This window comes from Variovorax sp. J22P240 (genome assembly GCF_030316855.1).
Taxonomy (GTDB): domain Bacteria; phylum Pseudomonadota; class Gammaproteobacteria; order Burkholderiales; family Burkholderiaceae_C; genus Variovorax.
Map to the genome: position 1 here is coordinate 1 of NZ_JASZYR010000030.1, position 21,923 is coordinate 21,923.

At 63.5% G+C, this 21,923-nt stretch carries 19 protein-coding genes and 6 pseudogenes; 12 read left to right on the forward strand and 13 right to left on the reverse strand.

The genetic code is table 11. From position 1 onward, the window contains the following. Positions 1 to 627: 627 nt before the first annotated feature. Together QTI24_RS30905 and QTI24_RS30910 are read left to right on the forward strand one after the other, a co-directional pair. Complete coding sequence (locus tag QTI24_RS30905; RefSeq protein ID WP_286605719.1) at positions 628 to 1,605, forward strand: coiled-coil domain-containing protein; 978 nt, start codon at positions 628 to 630, stop codon at positions 1,603 to 1,605. Between the two features lie 124 nt (positions 1,606 to 1,729). Continuing rightward, positions 1,730 to 2,248, forward strand: a complete 519-nt coding sequence (locus QTI24_RS30910) for a glycine zipper domain-containing protein (RefSeq protein ID WP_286605720.1) — start codon at positions 1,730 to 1,732, stop codon at positions 2,246 to 2,248. A 1,037-nt stretch (positions 2,249 to 3,285) separates the two neighbouring features. On the opposite strand, the gene QTI24_RS30920 is transcribed toward QTI24_RS30910, so the two are convergent. From QTI24_RS30920 to QTI24_RS30940, 5 genes and pseudogenes are all read right to left on the reverse strand, one after another. Beyond that, entirely contained in the window at positions 3,286 to 5,241 is a 1,956-nt protein-coding gene (locus QTI24_RS30920) for an acyl CoA:acetate/3-ketoacid CoA transferase (protein ID WP_286605721.1), read from the reverse strand. An 8-nt stretch (positions 5,242 to 5,249) separates the two neighbouring features. Continuing rightward, a pseudogene (locus tag QTI24_RS30925) lies at positions 5,250 to 6,376 on the reverse strand (zinc-dependent alcohol dehydrogenase family protein). Continuing rightward, the gene (locus tag QTI24_RS30930) at positions 6,373 to 8,058 is read right to left on the reverse strand and encodes an acetolactate synthase large subunit (RefSeq protein ID WP_286605722.1); all 1,686 of its coding nucleotides are present in this window, start codon (positions 8,056 to 8,058) and stop codon (positions 6,373 to 6,375) included. Before QTI24_RS30930 ends, QTI24_RS30925 begins: the two are co-directional and overlap by 4 nt. 342 nt (positions 8,059 to 8,400) lie before the next feature. Further along, a pseudogene (gene phaP, locus QTI24_RS31675) lies at positions 8,401 to 8,661 on the reverse strand (TIGR01841 family phasin); the annotation flags it as partial. Positions 8,662 to 9,868: 1,207 nt separating this feature from the next. Beyond that, positions 9,869 to 10,174: a hypothetical protein gene (locus tag QTI24_RS30940; RefSeq protein WP_286605724.1), complete on the reverse strand. Its 306-nt coding sequence runs from the start codon at positions 10,172 to 10,174 to the stop codon at positions 9,869 to 9,871. Positions 10,175 to 10,505: 331 nt separating this feature from the next. Between QTI24_RS30940 and QTI24_RS30945 the strand changes: the two genes are divergently transcribed. From QTI24_RS30945 to QTI24_RS30960, 4 genes are all read left to right on the forward strand, one after another. Continuing rightward, positions 10,506 to 10,736 (forward strand): DUF3606 domain-containing protein, encoded by a 231-nt coding sequence (locus QTI24_RS30945; protein WP_286605725.1) that lies wholly within the window; start codon positions 10,506 to 10,508, stop codon positions 10,734 to 10,736. A gap of 675 nt (positions 10,737 to 11,411) precedes the next feature. Beyond that, positions 11,412 to 11,813: a hypothetical protein gene (locus QTI24_RS30950; protein WP_286605727.1), complete on the forward strand. Its 402-nt coding sequence runs from the start codon at positions 11,412 to 11,414 to the stop codon at positions 11,811 to 11,813. Positions 11,814 to 12,200: 387 nt separating this feature from the next. Beyond that, a complete protein-coding gene (locus QTI24_RS30955) occupies positions 12,201 to 12,410 on the forward strand; it encodes a type II toxin-antitoxin system VapB family antitoxin (protein WP_286605729.1) in 210 nt (69 codons plus the stop codon). Then, on the forward strand, positions 12,397 to 12,768 hold the full coding sequence (locus tag QTI24_RS30960) for a type II toxin-antitoxin system VapC family toxin (RefSeq protein WP_286605730.1): 372 nt from the start codon (positions 12,397 to 12,399) through the stop codon (positions 12,766 to 12,768). The genes QTI24_RS30955 and QTI24_RS30960 overlap by 14 nt, the downstream gene beginning before the upstream one ends. Positions 12,769 to 13,048: 280 nt before the next feature. Here the strand turns inward: QTI24_RS30960 and QTI24_RS30965 are convergent, their stop codons facing one another. Beyond that, a complete protein-coding gene (locus QTI24_RS30965) occupies positions 13,049 to 13,579 on the reverse strand; it encodes a VOC family protein (RefSeq protein ID WP_286605731.1) in 531 nt (176 codons plus the stop codon). 500 nt (positions 13,580 to 14,079) lie between these two features. Here QTI24_RS30965 and QTI24_RS30970 point away from each other — a divergent pair, with 500 nt between their 5' ends. Continuing rightward, positions 14,080 to 14,967, forward strand: a complete 888-nt coding sequence (locus QTI24_RS30970) for an alpha/beta fold hydrolase (RefSeq protein ID WP_286605732.1) — start codon at positions 14,080 to 14,082, stop codon at positions 14,965 to 14,967. On the opposite strand, the gene QTI24_RS30975 is transcribed toward QTI24_RS30970, so the two are convergent. The 5 genes and pseudogenes from QTI24_RS30975 to QTI24_RS30990 form a co-directional block, all read right to left on the reverse strand. Then, positions 14,945 to 15,196 carry a porin gene (locus QTI24_RS30975; RefSeq protein WP_286605733.1) on the reverse strand — a complete coding sequence of 84 codons (252 nt, stop codon included), beginning with the start codon at positions 15,194 to 15,196 and terminating at the stop codon, positions 14,945 to 14,947. The two genes, QTI24_RS30970 and QTI24_RS30975, sit on opposite strands and share 23 nt — an antisense overlap. A 235-nt stretch (positions 15,197 to 15,431) precedes the next feature. Next, positions 15,432 to 16,181: a tripartite tricarboxylate transporter substrate binding protein gene (locus tag QTI24_RS30980; RefSeq protein ID WP_286605734.1), complete on the reverse strand. Its 750-nt coding sequence runs from the start codon at positions 16,179 to 16,181 to the stop codon at positions 15,432 to 15,434. A 68-nt stretch (positions 16,182 to 16,249) separates the two neighbouring features. Next, positions 16,250 to 16,360: pseudogene (locus QTI24_RS31680) on the reverse strand (AMP-binding enzyme); the annotation flags it as partial. Positions 16,361 to 16,950: 590 nt separating this feature from the next. After that, a pseudogene (locus QTI24_RS30985) lies at positions 16,951 to 17,124 on the reverse strand (alcohol dehydrogenase); the annotation flags it as partial. A gap of 103 nt (positions 17,125 to 17,227) precedes the next feature. Continuing rightward, positions 17,228 to 17,344, reverse strand: a pseudogene (locus tag QTI24_RS30990) (c-type cytochrome); the annotation flags it as partial. Between the two features lie 137 nt (positions 17,345 to 17,481). Between QTI24_RS30990 and QTI24_RS30995 the strand changes: the two are divergent. Both QTI24_RS30995 and QTI24_RS31000 read left to right on the forward strand, forming a co-directional pair. Beyond that, positions 17,482 to 17,685, forward strand: coding sequence for a hypothetical protein (locus QTI24_RS30995; RefSeq protein WP_286605735.1), 204 nt, complete (start codon positions 17,482 to 17,484; stop codon positions 17,683 to 17,685). 333 nt (positions 17,686 to 18,018) lie between these two features. Further along, complete coding sequence (locus QTI24_RS31000) at positions 18,019 to 18,735, forward strand: Crp/Fnr family transcriptional regulator (RefSeq protein ID WP_286605736.1); 717 nt, start codon at positions 18,019 to 18,021, stop codon at positions 18,733 to 18,735. A gap of 15 nt (positions 18,736 to 18,750) precedes the next feature. Here QTI24_RS31000 and QTI24_RS31005 read toward each other — a convergent pair whose 3' ends face one another. Continuing rightward, positions 18,751 to 19,071 carry a hypothetical protein gene (locus QTI24_RS31005; RefSeq protein WP_286605737.1) on the reverse strand — a complete coding sequence of 107 codons (321 nt, stop codon included), beginning with the start codon at positions 19,069 to 19,071 and terminating at the stop codon, positions 18,751 to 18,753. Between the two features lie 132 nt (positions 19,072 to 19,203). Between QTI24_RS31005 and QTI24_RS31010 the strand changes: the two genes are divergently transcribed. The 3 genes from QTI24_RS31010 to QTI24_RS31020 all read left to right on the forward strand — a co-directional run bounded on the left by QTI24_RS31010 (position 19,204) and on the right by QTI24_RS31020 (position 20,493). After that, entirely contained in the window at positions 19,204 to 19,893 is a 690-nt protein-coding gene (locus QTI24_RS31010) for a Crp/Fnr family transcriptional regulator (RefSeq protein ID WP_286605738.1), read from the forward strand. 89 nt (positions 19,894 to 19,982) lie between these two features. Beyond that, positions 19,983 to 20,231, forward strand: a complete 249-nt coding sequence (locus QTI24_RS31015; RefSeq protein ID WP_286605740.1) for a hypothetical protein — start codon at positions 19,983 to 19,985, stop codon at positions 20,229 to 20,231. Continuing rightward, positions 20,221 to 20,493, forward strand: a complete 273-nt coding sequence (locus QTI24_RS31020) for a DUF1488 family protein (RefSeq protein ID WP_286605741.1) — start codon at positions 20,221 to 20,223, stop codon at positions 20,491 to 20,493. The genes QTI24_RS31015 and QTI24_RS31020 overlap by 11 nt, the downstream gene beginning before the upstream one ends. A gap of 729 nt (positions 20,494 to 21,222) precedes the next feature. On the opposite strand, the pseudogene QTI24_RS31685 reads toward QTI24_RS31020, so the two are convergent. After that, a pseudogene (locus QTI24_RS31685) lies at positions 21,223 to 21,515 on the reverse strand (IS110 family RNA-guided transposase); the annotation flags it as partial. Positions 21,516 to 21,923 lie beyond the last annotated feature (408 nt).

Sequence of the window (21,923 nt, forward strand, 5' to 3'; positions counted from 1 at the left end):
GCGAAGCGGACTGATCCACGAAATCCAATTGCTACGGACGTCTGCTTGATCGGCATGAATCTAGACTGACCCGATGTGCGGTCCGGGCAGCACACCCATGATGTGCTCCGAGGAAAGGGGCCGATGCGCATCGGTCGATGCGTTGGTTCTGGACTCGCCCGAGCAACGGCTGGAGACCGTTGGACGGGTCCAAGCGCAAGAAACCCATGTCCGACCAAACCAGTGGCTCATGGACTTGTCGCCCGACATGCCGATCCAGTCACAGGCTACAGGCGGCCGACTCTTGATCAATTCCCCAAGCGAGGTGCGCTCTTCACACGGCGACGTGCTTTCCGAGTGACCGGACTGCTGCGGGCTTCTTTCGGAAGTCCCGCGGTGGCGCGCTCCGGTCACTCTTCCGAACGCGGGGGGCGAGGTTCGCTGGCGTCGCGTATCCCAGTTCAGTCGAGATTTCGGTCGCCTGGGTTCCGTCAAGCAGTTTCTTCGCGCGCTCAACTCGAATAAAGCGAGCAGGGCAGCGCAGCTGTTCGGCGATTCAGCCTTCCCTCTGCGCGCGCCACTCGCATTTCATAACCTCTACGCTCCGACGCGGACTACCCAGTTGCCAACGCTCGGACCGTACGCCCCTTGGCGCTCGGCAAGCGGCTCGACGGCCGCGGCGCCAGCCTGCCCGACGGCGAGGCGCAGCAGCTCCCGCTGTCCATCGTCCAGGCCGCACAACAGTTCTGGGATGTGGCCCGTCGCGAGGCCGATCAGGTGCAGGTCCAGAAGACCGAGGCCTCCCGGCGCGAGTTTGAGTTAGAGCGCAGCGCCCTGGCCCAGAAGGAAGCAGACCTCCAGCAACGCGAGGCCTCCTTCGAACAGGCTCGCATCGCGCTTGACGAGGCGCTCGCATGCTCTCGCCAGGCAGTCACGGCGATGGAGGCCCAAATGCACACGCAGCAGCAGGAATCCGCTCGCCTACTCGGCCACTCGGAAGCCGAAGTGCGGCGCTGGCGCAAGGCCCTAGAGGAGACCATGGCCAGCAAGGAAGTTCTGCGGGAAAAGTCCGCGATGGAATTCGGCGCAGCGCACCGCGACGCGAAGGAAGCAGAACAGCGCCATGTCGCCCACGAACGACGCCTTCTCTCCGAGATCGATCGCGAGCGAGTAGCCACCCGCCAGGCCAGCGCCGATTTGGCCAAGGAACAACGGGCCCGCGCGGCCGCTGCTGAGGCAGCAAGGATCGCTCTGGGCGTTGCTCAGCAAACGCTGCATGACAACGAAGCCGCGCACCGCAACGCAGCCACCACATGGGCGCACCAGCGACAGGAGGCTCAGGTCGAATTAGCGATCCTGCGTGAGCGCATCGCCGGCGCGGAACAGCGAGCGATCAACCTCGCCTCCCAGCTACAGCGTCAGCATGAACAGTTGGGGCGTGAGATATCCCAGCTGCGCGACGGCCAAGCAGCGAAGGCCGCTGAGTTGGGCCAATACATTCTCGCGAGAAAGTCAAGTTGTCACCGAAGACTGACTTCACGAAATCGGTCAAGCGCACTGGCCGACAGGCGCGGATTATGGTGTCCTATCGAAAGAGCGCTCCTGCTTGGGCGCCAAGGGGTTTAACTGTAGGTCCCGACCGGCAGGCACCACCGCTCCCTGCTCGCAGCCGCATGCGTCTGAAGCGCACGGGTGCAACCGCTCGAAAGGCGCATCGTTTCGTCTCCAATCACTTAACAGGAGACCTGCGATGGCTGATCTGAAAGACCCCCGTGTGCCGGGTGAGAAGGACGGTACCGGTACTGCTACTGGCGTAGGCGCAGTGGTGGGTGGCGTAGCTGGAGGTGTAGCTGGTGGCGCGGCCGCCGGTGCGGCGATCGGTGGAATGACCGGCCCGGTCGGCGCGGCAGTCGGCGCAGCCGTTGGTGCTGTAGCCGGCGCCTTAGCAGGGCGGGCCGTCAAGGCTGACCCAGTGGCCGAAGATGCCTACTGGCGTGACAACTATGCAGGGCGCGACTATGTGGAGGCCGGGACAAGCTACGACGAATATTCACCGGCCTACCGGTACGGCGTCGACGCATATTCGCGTTATCCGGACAGGAAGTTCGACGATGTTGAAGCGGACCTGGGCCGTGACTGGGGAACAGCACGCGGCCGCTCATCGCTGGAATGGGATCGCGCTAAGCACGCCTCACGCGATGCCTGGCAGCGACTCAGCGACAACGTCGAACGGGCAATCCCGGGCGATTCGGACCGCGACGGTCGATAAGGCTTGAGGCCCGACAAGACGACAGCAGTCGTCTTGTCGTTGGCGAGCCAAGACCGCGTGAGTTGCGATCCTTCAGTCGACTCCGGGCCCCCACTGGGTCCACGTTTTCGTCTTCACTCAGTTCGCCTCCTCTGGCCTAGACGCAAACCCTGCTGGGCGCCTACGAACGAAGTGGAGCGAAACGCTTCGCAATATCCCTCACGGCGTCCTTCGTGGGCGCGGCTACCCTCGTCACCTTCGCGTTGATCGTTTCTGCTGTTGGCGCAGCCGTGAGCGCTAGAGTTGAGGCAGGAATGGGGGTGGAAAGCACCGTGGCGGGTGGCGCAGTTACAGCGGCGGCAGGCGCAGCTGGAGCGAACCGATCCGGCGACGATGGAAGCAGCGGTCCCATGGCTGATCCGGGCGCGGCGTTGGCGTAACGGGGTGCAGGCCGCATCCGAAACGTTCTACTGGGAGGTCGGGCGACGAATTCACTCGCCTCACTCTTCCGGGTCGCACGTTCAGGCGGAGCGCTCTTACGCGGTGCATGCACGGATCAGACGAATGGAGTTCGCGGGCATGAGGCTCGAGCTTGGTTCACGGGCGTCTCGACTTGGGCGGCGCAAGCCGCCGCGGACAGCGGCAAGCCCGCACGTGGGAAGGACGTCTTGAGCAGCGCTGAGCGCGAGGAACTCGTGCGGCTGCGCCGAGACCGACAGCTCAAGCAGGAGCGGGACATCTCGGCAAAGGCTACGGCCTGGTTCGCCGGCAAAGGCGAGAAGACATCCATCGGGTCTACGAACTCGTGAGTGCGAACCAGGCCAAGGTTCCAGTGCATACGATGTGCCGCGTGCTCAAGGTCTCTGCGAGTGGCTACTACGCGTGGGTCGACCGACCGCCGTCGAGGCGTTCGATCGAAGACGCGGTGCTGGTGGAGCGAATATCGCCTAAGGAAACAGGCTACGCCCCCTCCGTCACCGCCTCCGCCGCAACCTATCAACGCGATGGCCGCGACGCCAGCGGCTGTGATGAGCCAGATCAGGCCACAAACGGGTGTGTCAGCGCTGGGTTGGCGAAATGAGCGGTCGCCTACGCAGAAACTCGATCGCTTCGGCCTGCGTTTCAAACAGATGTGCGGCCCCCTGGCGCGAGGACAGCGACGAGCCGAGCTTCATTCGCATGAAGGCACTGGTCGTGTAGCGTGTCGCGGTGCTGTAGTACTGCGCATGCAACTCCTCGACCATCGCGAAGTACGAGTCGCTCACGGATTCCTCGATCCGGAATCCATCGTAGTTGGCAACCAGTGCCACCTTCCGACCGGCTTGCTGGTACTGGGCGGCGAACACCCGGCGCACGCTGTCGACATCATCCATGTCATGAATCGAGTACCCCTGGAAGTTGACGAACAGGATGTTCCGCTCGCCGTCATAGCTCAGGCGCTCGGTCAACTGGAGGTCCAGGAGCGCGGCCGACAGCCCCATCGGGCCTGCGCGGTACAGCCGCGCATCCATGCATTTGACTTTCTCGATCAACGGCCGGAAGTCCATGTGCGCCAGGATGTCCCTGTCGATGTCGATGCCGGGCGCCACCTCGGTCAACTGCAGTCCGCCCGGCTGCAGGCTGAAGACGCAGCGTTCGGTCACGTAATGCACCGACTGCCGCTTGCGCACGGCTTGAGGCCCGCTGAACGTGATCTGCTCGACGGCGGTGACAAACTTTGGCGCATGGCCTTCGGTCACGATGCGCAGCTTTCCATCTTCGATCACGACCTCGAGGCCACCCGCGGTGAAAGTGCCCGCAAAGACCACGCGGCGGGCGTTCTGGCTGATGTTGATGAAGCCGCCAGCGCCCGCCAACCGCGTTCCGAAGCGGCTCACATTGACATTGCCTGCGCGATCGATCTGTGCCATGCCGAGACACGCAAGGTCGAGGCCACCACCGTCGTAGAAGTCGAACTGCTGGTTCTGGTGCAGCAGGGCCTGCGTGTTGACTGCGGCACCGAAATCCAGGCCGCCTTTGGGCATTCCGCCGATGACTCCCGGCTCCGCTGTCAGCGTCAAGTGGTCCAGCACGCGTTCCTCGGCGGCCACGGCGCCCAGAATCTCCGGCATGCCGATGCCAAGGTTGATGACGCCTCCCAGCGGCAGTTCGAAGGCGCAACGACGTGCGATGAGCTTGCGTTCGTCCAGCGGAGCGACAGCGATCCTGTCGGCCGGTACTCGCATCTCGCCGGAGAAGGCAGCGTTGTAGGCTGTGCCGTAGGTCTGCTGATGAAGCTCCGGCGATGCCACCACCACGCAGTCGACCATGACGCCCGGCACCACCACGCTGCGCGGGTCGAGCGTTCCTGCGGCGGCGACACGCTCGACCTGGGCGATGACCAGCCCATTGGCATTGCGCGCCGCCATGGCGGCCGCCTGCGCGTCGAGCAACAGCGCTTCGTGCTCCATCGTGATGTTGCCGGCCGGGTCTGCGGTCGTGCCGCGGATCAGTGCCACGTTGACCGCAAAGGCCTTGTAGAAAAGCCATTCCTCGCCGTCGATCTCCATGACGCGAACGAGCTCTTCCTTCGTGCGCTGGTTGACGCGCCCACCGCTCTGGCGAGGATCCACGAAGGTGCCAAGTCCGACCTTGCTCAGGGTGCCGGCGCGGTGCGCAGCGGCATCGCGGTACAGGTGCGAAATGGTGCCCAGCGGCAGGTTGTAGGCCTCGATCAGGTTGTCGGTAGCCAGTTGGGCGAGTCGCGGCACCAGTGCCCAATGGCCGCCGATGGCCCGCTTGATCAGGCCCTCGTAGGCCAGCCGGTTCACGCCGCGCAACTTGCCGTCGCCCGGCGCGGCTGCGAAGACCAGCGTCAGGTCACGCGGGCTCTGCGTTGTCACGAAACGCCTCTCCAGCGCGACGATCAGTTCCTCCGGCGTTCCGATGCCGACGAAGCCGGAGCAGCTCACGCTGTCGCCATCGCGGATGAGCGCGATGGCTTCATCGGCGGTGACGACCTTGTTTCGGTTCATGAGGTCCTTCAGTCGAAGACGACGACTTGCCGTGTGGCCTTTCCTTCGTGCAGGAGGTCGAAACCATGGTTAATGTCTTCGAGCGCGAGCCGGCCGGTGAGGAGCTTGTCCACCGGCAGGCGCCCCTGCCGGTAGAGCGCTATGTAGCGAGGGACGTCGCGCGAAGGAACGCAGGTTCCGATGTAGCTGCCCTTGAGCGTGCGCTCTTCCGCCACGAGATTGACAGCGGCCAGCGGCAAGGTCGCGGTCGATGGCGGCAGGCCGGCGGTGACGGTGGTGCCGCCGCGGCGCGTGATCCGGTAGGCGAGTCGAGCGCCGGGATCGAACCGGCGAATTCGAAAGCGTACTCAACGCCGCCCGCGCTGAATTCCCGAATCTGGTCGAGCGCGTCGGCTTGCCCGGCATTCACCGTGTGCGTGGCGCCCAGTCCGCGTGCCTCCACCAGCTTGTCGTCCGACAGGTCGATGGCGATGATCTGCCGCGCGCCGGCGGCCTGCGCACCTATCAACGCGGCGAGCCCGACGCCGCCCAGGCCGACCACCGCGACGGAAGCGCCCAACGGCACCTTTGCAGTGTTGACGATCGCGCCCACACCCGTCAGCACGGCGCAGCCGAAGAGCGCGGCCTCGTCCAGGGGAACCGCGTCGTCGATCTTCACGAGCGAATGACGGGAGACAGTAGCGTACTCGGCGAATACCGAGCAGCCGAGATGATGATGGAGGGTCTGTCCAACCTGCGAGATGCGCCGTGCGCCGGACAGCAGCGTGCCAGCGCCATTGGCAGCCGCACCGGGTTCGCACAAGGCCGGCCGCCCTTCGGCGCAGGGCGCGCAATGACCGCAACTGGGCACGAACACCACGACCACGTGGTCGCCTGCTTTCAGGTCGGTGACGCCGTCGCCCAGGCTTTCAACGATGCCGGCGGCTTCGTGGCCCAGCGCCATCGGCATCGGCCGCGGTCGGTCGCCATTGATGACCGAAAGGTCCGAATGGCACAGGCCCGCGGCGCTCACCTTGATCAGCACCTCACCCGGCCCGGGCGGCGCCAGGTCGACCGTCTCGATCGAGAGCGGCCTGGACGATGCATAGGGCGGCGCGACGCCCATCTGCCGAAGTACCGCGGTCTTGATCTTCATGTGAATGCTCCGGTTTGGGCGACTGTGGCCGCGACGCGGTTGCGCAATTCGTCGACGAGCACCCGGGTGTTTTCCGAATAGTCGATCGGCGCTGCGATGATCTGCACGCCGCCTTCGGCGAAGGCCGCTTCGATCGCCGGCGCCAGTCCTTCCGCGGTTTCGACCCGGCGCCCCTTCGCACCGTACGCGTCGGCGTACTTCACGAAATCGGGATTCCCGAAGGTCATGCCCCAGTCGGTGAACTGGTCGACCGACTGCTTCCAGCGGATCATTCCGTAGGCGTTGTCCTCGATGATCAACACCACGAGATCGAGCTTGAGGCGAATGGCCGTCTCGAGCTCCTGCGAGTTCATCATGAAGCCGCCGTCGCCACACACTGCCAAGACCCGGCGTCGCGGATAGAGCAACGAGGCCATCATGGCCGACGGCAAGCCGGCGCCCATCGTCGCGAGCGCGTTGTCGAGGAGCAATGCGTTGGCGGTGCGCGTCGGATAGCAGCGCGCGAACCAAATCTTGTACATGCCGTTGTCGAGCGCGACGATGCCGTCGTCGGGCATGACCTGGCGCACATCGTGGACGATGCGTTGCGGCGTCAACGGAAAACGCGACTCGGTGGAACGGCTCATGGTGCGCGCGAGGATGCCCTCTCGCTGCGGCAGCAAGGCTCCGGCGTTTGGCAGGCGGCCCTCGACGCGATCGGCCAATAGTGTCAGGCTCGGGCCCACGTCGCCCACCACCTCGGCATGCGGGAAGTACACCTGCTCGACCGCGGCCGGCATGTAGCCGACGTGGATCACCAGCGGCCCGTCGGGGCCCATGATGAACGGCGGTTTCTCAATGGTGTCGTGGCCGATGGCGAGAATCAAGTCTGCCCTGTCGATCGCTTCGTGCACGTAGTCGCGCTCCGTGAGCGCGGCGGTTCCCATCCAGAACCCGGTCCTGCCTTCGGCGATACCACCGCCGGCCACCGTTCCCTTGCCCATCTGCGTGTTGAAGAAGGGAATGCCGACGCGGCGCACGAAATCGGCCAGTTGGCCTTGCAGCCGAGGACGATTGCTCGCAGCGCCGAACATCACGAGCGGCCGCTCCGCCCCCATCAGCATTGCAGCAGCCCGTGCGATGGCCGCTTCATGCGCCACGGGCAGGTCGATCGGGTGAACGGGAACGACGTCCACGCCGTCGGCCACCTGTTCGGCGGCCACGTCTTCCGGCAATTCGAGGTGCACCGGCCCGGGCCGCTCTTCAGCGGCGACCCTGAACGCGTCGCGTACGACGGTTGAGATGCTGGCGGCACTGACGATCTGCCGCGATGCCTTTGTCAGCGGCTTCATCGTCGCGACGATGTCGACGATCTGGAAGCGCGCCTGTCGCGCCGTCATGATGGCCTTCTGACCGGTGATCAGCACCATCGGCATGGCGCCGAGGTGTGCATAGGCCGCGCCCGTGACCAGATTGAGCGCACCCGGCCCGAGTGTGGCCATGCACACACCAGGCTGTCCGGTCAGGCGGCCGTGGGTCGCCGCCATGAAGGCGGCAGATTGCTCGTGCCGCGTGAGCACGAGTTCGATGCTGGATCGTCGCAAGGATTCGACGAGATCAAGATTTTCTTCGCCGGGCACGGCGAAGATGCGCTTGACGCCCTCGTTCTCCAGCGCCTTGACGAACAGGTCGGATGCTTTCATTGCGATCTCCGAATCCGAGGACAGGTCCTTGGAGCGCAAGTCATGGGCAATGCCAGCTTCGCCAGATCAGACTTCAATCTTTGCCAATGCGCTGGATGAGCCTTGCGCGACGGTCTCGCCGACTTTGGTGGTGTTGGCGGCCAAGGTATCCGACAGCTGCTTCGACGCCGTGTTCATGCCTTCGTAGGCCTTGTTCGAAGCGTCCACAGCAGATTGCGCCAGCGCCACGATCCTCTCGGAGCCGGGGGCGTTGTTGAAGAAAGTGCTGACGGCCTCGAGGAACTTGGCTTGCGCACCGGCAATGCCGTCTTTGTAGGCGACCCGGCGCGCGGCGCCGAAAGAAGCGAAGACCTCCTGCACCTGGCGGCCATATGCCAGCGCCTTCAGCGGCGCGGCTTGCAGGGCGGCGGCCTGGAGCTTGATCAGTTCTGCCGGATCTCTCGTGGTACTGGCGATTCGGCTGTTCTCCTGGCTTTCGGCCATCAAGGTCTTGAGCGTCTGCAGATTGAGCGCGGCGAGCGTTTCCGCCCCTTCGACAGCCTTGCCGGCCAGACCTAAGATCGTGCCAACGGAAGCGTTGGTGCTGGTGGCGTGTGGAGTCATGATGGGCTTTCTGTGAGGTTTGGAATCAAGCCGCGGTGCTTGTTGCACTGCAGCATTAGCAAGTGTGGGGGCGGGCGCTAGACGACACAAGCGAAATACAGGTCCAAGCGCCGCATTAGAGGAACGCCCTCAAAGACCGGCATCGCCCCAATGCGCAATCCTCTGGTCGTAGCCTTGCTGCTGGGTCTTTCCTGGTTGCGTCGGCCTCCACAGAGGTCGCAACAGCCCTTGACAAGATGCGAGTGGAAGTCGTTGTCCGGGTTCCGTCGAGAAACACCGCGCGAAGGGCCATGCGCAGAGTTTCGAGCGGAAGGAGCTAGCGCACAGTCTTGCGATTCGCGTGCAACAGCGCGAGGAAGTGCTCGGCGGGCTTGCTCAAAGGCCGGTCCTTCGGAACCAGGGTGCCATAGGTCTTCAGCGTCTGCTTCACCCGTAGGCGACGATGCGCACCACGCCATGCTCGGCATCGCGTCGCGCCACCGCTCCCGGATGACCGCCACCAGGTGCGACTGCCAGATCAGGTTGATTGACGGCAGGATGGAGCGGGTTTCCACCAGCCCCTTGGGCAATTGTGGTCGCGAAACTCCCGCTCGATCACGTCGCGCATCGGGCGCTGCAATCCATGGGCAGACAAGCTGTTCCTCGAAGCCAACGACGATCGTCCGAGTTGCCCGTCCCTACATTCGCGCTATGTGCATGACTGGCAGTCACCAGTCTTTCCAAGACAGTCCGCTCGATCTGTCCTGCACGCGTTGGGCCGGGAAGCAGCGCGTTATCGCGCGCCTGCCATGATGTGCCTGCTGCAGACCAGATTCGTGAAACGGCCGCACAAGCACATGCATTGGTCGCCGACGGCCTTGACCAGACAGGTGACTTCTCTTCGTCGCTCCTCCCGCCCTGCCCCGCTCAAAGGCAGTTGAGCAGCGCGGAGGCTCTCGTTCGCAGCGAACCGCCTTGTGACTCAGGTCGGCCCACAAGCGGTCTGCAACGAGCATCCGCTGTAGAGAACCCAAGTCGCGAAGAAGTGACCCGTTTCGTCGCAGACGCGGCCATCTTCGCGACGAAACGATCGGGCCTGTTGCTTGCGCCGCCGGATTCTGCATCCGGGCGATTCGCTCGCGCCGCCGGATTCTGCATCCGGGCGATTCGCTCGCGCGGCAACTAGGCCGTCACTTCTTCGGGCGAAACGGCTGACTGCGTCGCTCCATTATTTGGGGTCTGGCGTTTTCTTGCCGTCTGCTGCTGGATGCTTGGGCTTGTTGTCCTTTGCCATTGAATCTTTGCCCGTGGGGTCGGGTGCCATTGCGGCCGTGCCCTTTTGCTTCTCGTCCTTGCCCACGGCCGGGTGATCTCCCATAGGCTTGGCATCCTTGGAACTGACTGACGGGTCTTGGGGGTTCGGCGCGGTGGGTCCGGTCGAGCCGCTTGTTGGCGGGGCTGCGGTCTGCGCGAACACAGAAACAGATCCGAACGCCAAGCAGGCAGCGAGCATCGTTGATGTCACTATCGTCATGATGTCTCCTTGAATCGAATACGAGATCACCACTCGGCGCCTTTCGGAGTGCAACGACTGCGCGCCGTTATCCCCGCTCAATGTGGGCTTGCGCCTACCTCCGTTCTGACGCTGGCACTCTTGCGTGCCCTCCTCAGGGTCGCAAAGGCAGCGCGTTCAATAGTTCTCTCTAGTCCAGTGCCCTGCTGCGATGGTCATCGCAGGACGGCGAGTTGCTTGCGGCGCCTCGGGATGGCCGACCTTCGATGTCTGCGTGAACCTACACAACATCGACCTCGATCGCGCTAGCTTGCGTCCCATCCCCCTCGCCCTTCCCCACCCGGAGCCCCCTATGCCAAACGACCCCAGCGCCCCAAACTCTTCCGACCCCGAGCGCATCGATTTGCGATCGGAAGGGTCGATCGCAGAATGGACCCGGAAACTCGATGTGACTGAAGCTCAGCTGACAGAGGCCATCGCGTCCGTGGGCGATCGTCCCACCGACGTCGAACTGCACCTGAAGGGGTCACGCAGCACCACCAATGAAGAGCAGGTCGAAAAGGCGAGCGGCACGATTCGTTGACAAAGAGCCTGCTCGCAGGTCGGCTCCAAAAGTCGTCAAGTTGAATTGGTAATTGGACCGTGATCGGCCGCGGGCGATAAGCCGCCGGCCTTGGTGCAAATGCACATCGGGCAGGCAAGCCGCGGCGCGCTGCGCGCGTGCTATCGCGAGGGCTTCAGTGGAGACGGAGGTCGCGACGGTTTCTGAGTCGGCAACTGGGCAGGTGTCGAACCGTCCGGGTTCGTGGCCGGCTTATGTTGCGGATCGTCCAGCCGATCCGGGGATCCCGGAGAGGTCACGCCCCGACGCGTCGACTTTCGGGTGGCGGCGTTCATGTTGAATCCCGAACCGGCGCTGTCGCGACGGGGGCTTCTGTGTTCCGACGTGCTCTGGCTTTGATCATGCCGGTCTCCTATTCGAGCGACCTAGAGCTGCACGCTACGCCCTTTCTTTCCGGAGGCTGTCGGCGCCGCCCGCGATTCACGTAGGAAGAGTCGTACCCTTTCAGCAGCCGCGGAGCAACCGCGTTCGCTGCGGTCGGGTCGCGAGATGGCTTTTTCAAGTGTGCGCATGCCAGTGGCGCAAAAGGCAACTACGTGGGCGCGCACGCGGAGGCGCTCGCGATGGCACGGGATGTGCTCGTCACCGCGATGGACTGCTGCTTCGAGGCAGGCGCATGGTCCCGGCCCTGGAAAGGTGGCCCGCGACCGCGATGTTGTCAAGCTGCCCGCCAGCCTGGCGACCAAGGTGCTGCGCTCAACGAGATGCTGCGGCAGCACCTGCGTCCGGCGCATCTCGCCCGAAAGCTCAACACGAGCTCGCAGGACGCGAACCGGCTCCTCAGCCTGCGCCGCCACGAAGATCGACAGCGTGCAGCAGGCGCTCGCGACCCTCGTGTCGCTCGGCGGGAAACTCGACGCCGAGGAGATCGAGCAGTACCTCGCGATCGGATGGGACAAGCCGCCGCCGACAGATCGAGGAGCTGGCGCGCATGAGCCCCGAGGACCGCGACAACGCCTGGACGACATCAGCGCGCGGCCCTACACCTCGGAGGAGCTAGAGTGGCTGAAGCCCAAGTTTCGGCCTTGGCCGCTCTGACCGTCGCCTCAGGTCAAGGCATCCAGAGGAACGCCCAGCGCCGAGGCCAACTTCTTCAACATGCCAGTCGACCCGTCTCGCTTGCTCGGGTAAGCGGCCAGCGCGTGAATCTTCGACTTCACCAATTCGCGCGTGTTGCTCGGCATAGCTGCCAGAGCCTTCACCGCCCAGTGCCCCCCGCTGCGATGGTGATCGCAGGGCTTGACACGCCTTCTTCAAATTCTGCCCGTGCACCGCGAGTTGATACTCCGTCAGCGCGATCTGATCTGCTGCATGCGTCCAGCAAACCCAACTTGAACGCGGAATGCTCGTATCCGTGCCGCCAGACGACAAGTATCATCAAATGTGGCATCATACGATGCACTTTATGATGCAAGAGAGGGTACGATGCGCACCACTGTGACCCTTGACGATGAGCTGCTTTCACAAGCCCGAACCTTTACGGGCATCCGAGAAAACTCCGCACTGATCCAAGAAGCGCTCAGAACCCTCGTCCAGAGGGAAGCCGCGCTACGGCTGGCACGCTTGGGGGGCAGCGCACCGAACCTCAAAGCAGCGCCGCGACGGCAGGGAGAGATCGCCGATGATCCTGGTTGACACGTCGGTGTGGATTGACCACCTTGCCCGAGGCGACTCAGGACTCCAAGCGCTCCTCGAAGAAGGTGAAGTCCTCATGCACCCATATATCGCCGCGGAGATCGCGCTGGGCAGTCTGAATCGGCGAGATGAGACTGTCGGCGCGATGCAGGCCCTTCCCGAGGTACCTCTGGCTCGACATGTCGAGGTGATGGCCTTTCTCAACAACGAGCGGCTGTTCGGCATTGGGATCGGCTATGTGGATCTTCACCTGCTTGCTGCGACCCGCCTCGCCGTCGGGACGAGGCTCTGGACGCGCGACCGGCGCCTTCTCCAAGCGGCGCTCAAGTTGGATCTGGCGGCGTTCGCTGCGCATTGAGGCCGCGAACGACGCGGCCGAATCGGGGTCGATTGTGTTTTCGCTTTCAAATTGAAGAGGTTCGCTGTCCGACCAAGACCGGCGCTTTGAACGTTGCCATGCACCTGGCGCTTGCGAGCAGGTCCTAGTCAACCGACCCGTCGGCACGGCGAACTTTAGACTGATCTGAGCCATTCGAGCAGGATGGACGAGGGGCGGCCAAGCACTCAGAACTTGACACTCGCCACACCGACATCGGCCGCGCGACTTTTGCCGTGAAGGGGAGTTCCGAAATATCTCTTCAAGTTTCCGCTGCAGAGTCCGGCAATGGATTGCTGACCTCGACTAGGTTGCCATCCGGGTCTCGGAAGTAGACGGATAGAAGCTTGCCTGTCGCTCCCTCGCGCTCGCCGGGGCCGGCGACAATCTCGATCCCCAGCGATCGGAGTTCCTCTGAAAATTGCACGACAGGGTCGCGCGTCAATACGCAAAAGTTTCCGCTGCCTGGTGCCGTTGAGCGCGCAATGTCGGGGACTGAGCCAGCTTCTTGCAGGCTGATCTTGTTCGATCCGAAATGAAGTGACCATTTGCCGGGCCGTTCTTCCCGCGCCTCCATCCCGAGCAGGCGCTGGTAGAACTCAATCGTCCGGTCCACGCGCGCAACACAGAGAACGATGTGATCCAGGCTAGCAATCTTCATGGTTGCTATATGGACGCCTCTCGTGTGGCAAGCGAGTTCATGAAGCTCTGACTCGGCGGTAATGACTGCGGTCCTATATCCGGCCTGTTTGTGCAGATCGGACCGAAGCCCGCCGCTGGCCTTGATGGTCATGCGCGGGGTCGGTGCTCATCTCCGTTTGCGGGCTTCGCACGAGGCTTGCCCAGGCAACCATTCAGCTTTACCCGACCCGCGGTCCGACCGCTTCACCATCACTTCATCGACTCGACTCACGCCCTCTTTGCGGCATCCACTCCTAAAGGTTTGTTGTCTCAGGTTGTTGATCTAAGCCGCCTGCGCTTGCGCGCCACAGCATCTGGGCGGAGTGCTCTTCCACTCCGATCGGTACGCCCGCTGTCAGGCGACACGACAAACCGACCCCCGCATTGATTCATCCGGTCTGCTACCAGATGAGTTCGGCTTCAAGCCTCACGTAATGTGCTATCTGATGGATGGTCCAGGGCAGCGATCATCGCGCCGTTCCGGCCACAACCGGACCTTCCGGGCATCCTTCTTTGTCACAGAATCTTTTTGAGGGCGTCCATGGCAGGCCCCGGCACGATCAATGAGCAATGTTGCGCAGAGACGCGCGAGAAGACGACCAGGAGGCAGACATGACCACCAAATCGACCACCGCCGTTGCCCAGACGCCGCTCGGCCCGATCGAGTACGCCGTCGTCGGTGACGGCATTCCGGTGCTCGTGATTCATGGCAGCCCGGGCGGCATCGACGCAGCCGAGCTAATGGCCCGCTTCTTGCCGAAGAAGCAGTTCAGGGCGATCCTGGCCTCGCGGCCCGGCTACCTCCGCACCCCGCTTGGCGATCGGCTCACTATCGACCAGCAGGCCGACCTTCTCGCGGCGCTGCTGGATGAACTCGGCATCGAGAGGGCGGCGGTCTACACGTGGTCCGGTGGTGGGCCTGCCGGGTACCGACTGGCCGTCAGGCATCCCGACAAGGTGATGTCGCTGGTCGCCTTCGCCGCGGTCAGCCAGACGTACCACGACACGAACCTGACTGCCGTCACCCGGTTGATGCTCACAACATCGGCCGGACGCTGGCTCATGCGGGTGCTCGCGGCACATCAGCCCAAGCAGTACATCGCCGGCGCCCTGAGCAGCGAAGGAGCTTTGACCAGGGAGCAGTTGGCGGAGCAGGTCGCCGCGGTCTTCGCCGATGACACCAAGCGCCAGTTCATTCTCGACCTCGGCCCGACCGCCGAGCAGGGCAAGGACCGGCGAAGCGGCTACAACAACGACTTGGAGCAGTTCGGACGGATCGAGTCACTCGAACTCGAGCGGATCACGGTGCCCACGCTGATCGTCCAGGGCACCGTCGACTCGGACCTCCCGCCTGAGCAGAGCTATTTCGCGGCAGAGACGATCCCGGGCGCCGAATTGCTCAAGCTCGAAGAAGGGACCCACCTGGCGCTGTACACGAACGCCGACTCCGATGCCGCTCAGCAGCGCGTCATCAAGTTTATGAGCGCGCACGCGTCCTGACGGTCGGCGGAACAGAGCCGGGAATGCCCGGACCGGTGCCATCGTCGTTGTTGACGCCCATTTCGAGGCAGAAGTTCGCTGCCAGGCCGCCACCGAGATCTTCGGTGCCGCGGAAGCCCACGCGGCTAGAGTTGTAGCCCGAGCTCGTCAAGGCGGTGCGGCTGACGGTAACGCTGCCAAGGCTCTGATAAGTCGGGTTCAGCAAGGTCGTGGTGGTCCGGTCCTCCATGTGTTGTAGTAGCCGCTGACGGCAGCATCGACGACACCAAAGAGCGTCACTGCCGATTAAGCCAAAGCAGCGCCGGTGGCAGCCAGAGCAGCACGGGCGACGAAAGATTTTTTCATTTCAAGGTTCAACATGGTTAGGGAAGGCCTCCATCAATGGGGCGATGCGAGACCGTCGCGCCGACAAGCTGTCGCGCGTGTGATGCCTTCGAACCCCGGGGTGCGCGCCCGGAGACTATTCAGGCTTGAAGTCGATCGACTTCAGACGGCTGTGCCATGACCTTCAGCGCGGCTGCGCACAGCCGCTCCTGCGCCGCCGCGGGCACGTTGGGGGTCAGCCAGAGGCCGATCCATACCATCGCCTCGTTCTGCGGATAGCCCAACTCGTTGAAGGTTGGCACGTTGGGCAGCAGCGGCGAACGCTGCGGGAGGCTCACGGCATAGGGCACGACTCTGCCGGCCTTGATCATCGGGAGCGAAGTGGGGATCCCGTCGAACATGAGCGGCACGTGTCCGCCCACGACGTCGGCGAGCGCCGGAGGGGAGCCCTTATATCCGACGTGCTTCATGTCGATGCCGGCGGCCTTGTTCAGGTGAAGCCCCATCACATGCGACATGGTGCCGGCGCTGTAGGAGGCGTAGCTCACCTTTCCCGGATTGGCCTTCACATAGGCAATCACCTCGGCCAGGTTCTTCGCCGGCATGACGGATGACGCACCATCACCAGGCCGGCACGCGCCAGTTCGGCGATCGGCCTGGTTTCCTTGGCCACGTCGAAGCGCAGTTTGACGATATGGGGAAACCAGTGCGCTGGGTGCGACGAGCACCGTGTTGCCATCGTGGGCCGCTTGCATGAGGTCGTTGACGGCGAGTGCGCCACCGGCGCCCGGCTTCGGCTCGACGATCACCGTCCGGTTGAGCTCCTTCTGCAGGCCGTCGGCCAGCATGCGCGACACGATGTCGCTCGTGCCACCGGCTGGCGCACCCACGATGACGCGCAGCGGATTTTCGGAAGGGGTCTGTGCGAACGCGGCAGGTGCGGCCAGCCTGGCAAGAGCGGCGGCCAGGGCACCACCACGATCGGGCGTTCATCCCACTTCGGATGTGCCACGCCGATGCATGCGGCCATCGCGATCGCCGGGTGCGCGACAGCGATATTCTCGGCATCCCGAGGGAGTGCATCTAGAAGTGACGGCGTCGTCACGGGACACGACACACCCGCCAAATGTTGCTTCGGTGCGAACCGGGGAGTATGGACGCCGACGGAAACAACGATCCCGTTCGCATTGCGGCCATACGGCAGTCGATGGCAACCGGCAGGCGCCTGTGGATGAGCCGAGCGAGGCGCTGCCTTCTCTACCGACCCTGACTCAACCGACGCGCCCCTTGATCTGTCAGGTATTCGCGGCCTTTTTGATCGGATGCCACCAAGCCGTTAGACCTGAGCCGGTGCGATACGACAGTCGGGTCATGCGGAGCGCTTTTGCCATGCTCGTTTGCCAGCCTCTGCAGCCTGTTCCACTGGTCATTGTTGAGTTGGATTTTCTTCGCCATATCGCGTCTTGAATCTGATGGGGCCGCCGTTGTCGAATTTCAATGTCACGAAAGTTGGGCAATTTGCGTTCGATCAAGTGGCCAAGCTATATGGTCGTCAACTTACAGGCCGCCAAGGCGCTGGGGCTCACGGTCTCGCAAAAGGGTGCTGCTGGGCAGCGGACGAGTGAACCACAGCCTCTTCAGATGGACCTTGCCGCCATGCACACCGACGCTGGCGATGGTGCGGCCCGGTGCCTCACATAGGATGTGCAGATCCGTGCCGCAGACCGTCGCGCGCGTGATGCGGATCACCGCGTCGGTGCTCATCTGAAGGGGCGGCTTGGGGCGGTCCTCCAGATTCTTCTTGCCAGGGCCGTTGTACACGAGGGCTTGCATGGGGGCTTTCATCCCAATGGGTCGGGGGATCCGCCTGCGCTATAGCGACGAAACCCCTTGTAGAGAATCGCGCGCAATGGGTCTGTACGCCACCGCACACGAGCAGGCCGGGCAGTCCCGGAATACCTGGCTCCATCCCGGTGAGTCCCGCGCCGTGGCAGGTGATGCAGGCGGGCAGCTGCTTGCTCGGGTCGCCGGTGGCCAGCGTCGAGCCGCGCGATCACTACGGGCGCGGCTGCGCGCGGAGGAACTCGACAGCATTGCGAAGTTCTATGCGCGTCGGGAGCCGGCGACTGGCAGTCGCTGACGAACGCCGCAACAATGACGGGCTCTCACCCCAATTGTCGGAGGCACGACATGAGCGATACGAGCTTTGAGCACCACGGGCATCAGGTCGAAATCAAGGCCTGGCAGGCGGAATCCCGTTGGGCATGGTCGTTCCAGATCGATGACAGGTTGCCGGTCGAGAACGTCCAAACCGGCGCGCGGTCGGAGGAATCGGCCCTGATCGAGGCAAGGCACGAAGCCATCGCGGCGATCAAGACGCTTGACAGGCCATAGCCCACATGCGCCGTGGCTATTGGGGGCGTGCAGGTCACTTTGCTCGGAGTTCGGTCTCTCGCTGGCTCTCGTGAGGCCCGCCAGAATCCGGGACAGTCACCGGCATCGAGGAACCTCCCATGACGGGAGAGCGCCGAAGCAACCTCTACCAGCGCCGGATGACCGTCCTTTCATCGTGAGGCGATTCAGGATGCGTGTCTGTGCGCCGCCGCACGCAGTGCCTGCAGGCCTTGTGCGATAGCGAACATCGAATCGCTCAGGTGCCTATACTACCCATGGCTGTGCTCACGAGCGCCCCAAGGTCATCCCGAAGCCAGCATTCCGGAGGAAGCGATGGCCATTCGGCCCGAACCAAGAAAGAACCACCTGCTTGGGGCCCTGCCCGATGCCGAATGGCAGCGCTGGCTACCGCAACTGGAAGCGGTCGAGATGCCGCTGGGTCACGTGCTCTATGAGTCGGGCACCACGCTGAGCCACGTCTATTTTCCGACAACCTCCATCGTCTCCCTGCTGTACGTCATGGAGAACGGCGCTTCCGCAGAGATTGCCGTGGTCGGCAACGAAGGCATCGTGGGCATCTCGCTGTTCATGGGTGGAGAGTCCACGCCCAGCCGTGCCGTGGTGCAAAGCGCAGGCCATGGCTTCCGGCTCAAGGCAGAGGTGATCAAGGAGGAATTCAACCGAGCCCCGGTCCTGCATCTCCTGCTGCGATACACCCAGGCGCTGATCACGCAGATGGCGCAAACCGCGGTTTGCAACCGGCACCACTCGCTGGATCAGCAACTGTGCCGCTGGCTGCTGCTGAGCCTGGACCGGCTACAGGGCAATGAACTCGTGATGACGCAGGAACTGATCGGCAACATGCTCGGCGTGCGCCGCGAAGGCGTGACCGAAGGTGCGCTCAAGCTGCAAAGGGCCGGACTGATCAGTTATGCGCGAGGCCATATCTCCGTGCTGGACCGACAAGGGCTGGAGCAGCGCTCCTGCGAGTGCTATGCGGTGGTCAAGAAGGAATACGACAGGCTCCTTCCGGCCAGGCTGGCAATCTAGGCCCTGCGCCAAAGCTCAGCTGGAACCTGCCGGGTTCACCATCTTCGTGACATCCGCGACCTGCTGGGACATGCGGGCCTGTGCTTCGGCAGCCATCCCCATGAGGCTCTCGGCGTGCTCTCGCGCGAAGGTCGAATAGTTATCAGTGAGACTGCGGATCAGGTCGGCCTGGGCCCCGGAGGCGGCTTCCCCTCCGAAGGTCTTCTGTGCCAGCTCCATGTACTTTTGAGCGCTGGTGTTGACCAGGTCGACCATTTCCTGGGACTGCGCAAAGCGCGTGATGAGTTCCGCATTCGCGGTGGAAAGCTTGACGAAGGGCTGAGTGAGGTTTTGCATGGAGACCTTTCCGGCGGGTGAGGATCAAAGCTCACTTGTAGGGCGCCCTCGGACTGCCGTCTGTACGGTGGCAGACAGTCGCACCGGCCAATAGCGCGCAGAGTGGGTCCTCCCGCCTCACACGGAGCATGCTTGGCCGCCATCGAGAACCACCTCATCGAACTGCTCCCTCGCAACGACCGCCGGCGCCTGTTGGACATCTGCGAACCGATTCAACTGGTACTGGCCGAAGTGATTCAAGAGCCGGGGGTTGCGACCCGGCATGCCTACTTTCCCGTCGACGGCTTCATTTCGCTGATTGCACGGATTGGCGAGCATCCTGGGCTGGAAGTCGGCATGGTGGGTCGGGAGGGGATGCTGGGCTCCAACCTCGCACTCGGCGTGGAGATCGCACCGCTGCGCGCGCTGGTGCAAGGCGCCGGCGCGGCTTGGCGAATCACCACCGCCGACTTCCAGCGCGAACTGGCACGCAACGCGCCACTGCAGCGGGTGCTGGACCGGTACATCCAGGTTTCGATGTCGCAGTTGGCCGCATCGGCGGCGTGCCTGCGGTTTCACCAGATCGGACCACGCCTCGCACGCTGGCTCCTGATGAGCCAGGACCGCGCGCATGCCGACAGCTTCCACGTCACGCATGAGTTTCTCGCCTACATGCTGGGCGTGCGCCGCGTGGGCATCACGCTGGCCGCCGGTGGCCTGCAGCGCAGCGGGTTGATCGAGTACAACCGCGGCACCCTCAAGGTGCTCGATCGTCCAGGGCTCGAAGCGACGGCCTGCGCCTGCTATGCCGCGGACGGGAAAAGCTATGCGGAATTGCTTTGACCCACCGTCTGTGCGCTGCCGAACCGACAAGCGGCGGTGCGCGCTGTACAAGGGAACATTGGGCTCAGCCCCTGTTCGAGCAAGACACCATGGACTACTGCGATTCCACGCGCCTCTCCTATCACGGTTGGGAGATACGCAGCCACCTCACCAGCGTTTCCTTCGACGGCACCGTGGCGGCCGGGGCGATGCTGTACTTCGAAGAGGCATGCCGGTGCCACATCATCTCGTGCAGGCAATTCGTCAAGGGCGTCGATGCCATCCACGCCATTGAAACCAAGGCCTCGCTCTGGATCGATGACCGCGAAAACAATTCCAGGACCGATCATGTCGAATGATCCCTTCTTTCATGAGGGCTCGGGTGCCGTCCATTTCTGGGTTCCTGTCGATGGCACACTGGTCGGGGCCAGCATCGGCAAGGAAACGCTGCACTACTGCTATCGGTCGACCGCCATTGATGACCAGCCGCTGGAGACCTACCAGCTTCACGCACAGGAGATCGATGCGGCCGTGCGCCGACGCGTCGCGGGCGGCTCCGTTGAGCCCGTGATGCTGCGCGACTACGATCTGCACCCGGCGGTCGGCAAGGGCATCGAATAGGCCCGCGGGGCGAGGTCCCGGCGCCTACAGCAGCGCAGCGCGGGCTGCGATGGCGCTTTGCGAACCAGCGGGACCAAGATGAGCGGTCGTCGTACGCACGTATGGCGCCGCTGCCTGTTGAGGTCTGCGATCCTGCTCTCTAACGCATTGGGGCAGGCAGGCAATGGACGACGCGGGCATTCGGCAGCGCCTGGCGGCAATACTGGTTGCGCACGTTTCGGGCTATTCGCGCCTCATGGCAGGGGATGAGCGCAACACGGTCGTTGCGCTCGATGCTGGGCGCAGCGTTTTCAAGGCTCAAATCGAATCCCACCAAGGCCACGTGACCGATATGACTGCGGATTCGGTGCTCCCATGTTCGAGACTGCAATCGGAGCAGTGGAGGCTGCGCTCGAAATCCAGAAGACGATCAATGCGTCGGCCGGGCAGACTCCCGACTTCGTGCGCCTCATCTCATCGCGTCCTCGGCGCTGGCAAAGCTGCGTTGGCTCATCCCGGGGCGCTGTGAAGTGCGGTGTCTTCACACATGCACGGGCGTGCCCACCACGACCTGTTGATTATGCGTCAACCCAAAGCCTTGAAACTGCGCTCGGCATTGCGATTTCGAAGGCGGTCCTGATGCGCGAACGAAACCATCCAGTGAAATTTGTTTCGCTGCGTTGCTGTCGTTCGTGGCGAGTTCCTTTCAGTCGCCAGTGGGCGCTGACCGCCATTTCGCGACATTTTTGAAGCAAGCCGTGCGCTCTCGCGCTCGATCTCGGCGCGCAACACAGGCGGAACCTGCTCGCAATTGCCCCACCAGCGCGCCCAGTCGCGTCCGCTAAGGATGACGTGCGGGCGCAGGTTGTGCAGCACCAGCAGCGAGCCGATGCGGTTCGTGTGTGAGGTTCGCTCCTTTGTCGCCGAGCGAGCTCGCGGTGCCTACGGCGTGCGTCTTCGTCCTCGGCCGTGGGCTCGTGCACCGACCACACACGCTCGCCGCGATGCTGGCGCAGCAACATCGTCAACAGCTTGTCGCCATCGTCGTCGGCGCATCCGTCGCGAGCGGCAATGCGCAGCATCCTCGATGCCACGCATGAAGACCTGCGAGCCATCCTTTCGGAGGTGCCAACGCTCGTGGCCAGGGACCAACGGATGCGACTTCCTCGGCGCGATAGAGACCGCGAACGAACTCTTCGACACCTCCCAGGGAGCCGTTCGTCCCGATGTACGGTAACGCACAGACCGGCACCACCAAGGCGGCGCATACTTCCCCGCCAGTGCACGCGCAAAGTGCTCAGTTCTGTTGGCGCCGCGATTGGGCAAGGGTAAGGAACGGCCATGCCCATTCGTCCGGTTTCGCATCGGCGGGGGGCGAATACCTATTCGGGCAGCCACGGTGATGCGCGTGACGCCACCGGCGTGGCAGCATCTGCGATAAGGCCTGCGCG

Bases quoted from the DNA above. Each gene is read 5' to 3' on its own strand.
- QTI24_RS30910 (WP_286605720.1), top strand. From the start codon at position 1,730: ATGGCTGATCTGAAAGACCCCCGTGTGCCGGGTGAGAAGGACGGTACC.
- QTI24_RS30920 (WP_286605721.1), bottom strand. From the start codon at position 5,241: ATGAACCGAAACAAGGTCGTCACCGCCGATGAAGCCATCGCGCTCATC.
- QTI24_RS30930 (WP_286605722.1), bottom strand. From the start codon at position 8,058: ATGAAAGCATCCGACCTGTTCGTCAAGGCGCTGGAGAACGAGGGCGTC.
- QTI24_RS30940 (WP_286605724.1), bottom strand. From the start codon at position 10,174: ATGACGATAGTGACATCAACGATGCTCGCTGCCTGCTTGGCGTTCGGA.
- QTI24_RS30945 (WP_286605725.1), top strand. From the start codon at position 10,506: ATGCCAAACGACCCCAGCGCCCCAAACTCTTCCGACCCCGAGCGCATC.
- QTI24_RS30955 (WP_286605729.1), top strand. From the start codon at position 12,201: ATGCGCACCACTGTGACCCTTGACGATGAGCTGCTTTCACAAGCCCGA.
- QTI24_RS30960 (WP_286605730.1), top strand. From the start codon at position 12,397: ATGATCCTGGTTGACACGTCGGTGTGGATTGACCACCTTGCCCGAGGC.
- QTI24_RS30965 (WP_286605731.1), bottom strand. From the start codon at position 13,579: ATGACCATCAAGGCCAGCGGCGGGCTTCGGTCCGATCTGCACAAACAG.
- QTI24_RS30970 (WP_286605732.1), top strand. From the start codon at position 14,080: ATGACCACCAAATCGACCACCGCCGTTGCCCAGACGCCGCTCGGCCCG.
- QTI24_RS30975 (WP_286605733.1), bottom strand. From the start codon at position 15,196: ATGGAGGACCGGACCACCACGACCTTGCTGAACCCGACTTATCAGAGC.
- QTI24_RS30995 (WP_286605735.1), top strand. From the start codon at position 17,482: ATGAGCGATACGAGCTTTGAGCACCACGGGCATCAGGTCGAAATCAAG.
- QTI24_RS31000 (WP_286605736.1), top strand. From the start codon at position 18,019: ATGGCCATTCGGCCCGAACCAAGAAAGAACCACCTGCTTGGGGCCCTG.
- QTI24_RS31005 (WP_286605737.1), bottom strand. From the start codon at position 19,071: ATGCAAAACCTCACTCAGCCCTTCGTCAAGCTTTCCACCGCGAATGCG.
- QTI24_RS31015 (WP_286605740.1), top strand. From the start codon at position 19,983: ATGGACTACTGCGATTCCACGCGCCTCTCCTATCACGGTTGGGAGATA.
- QTI24_RS31020 (WP_286605741.1), top strand. From the start codon at position 20,221: ATGTCGAATGATCCCTTCTTTCATGAGGGCTCGGGTGCCGTCCATTTC.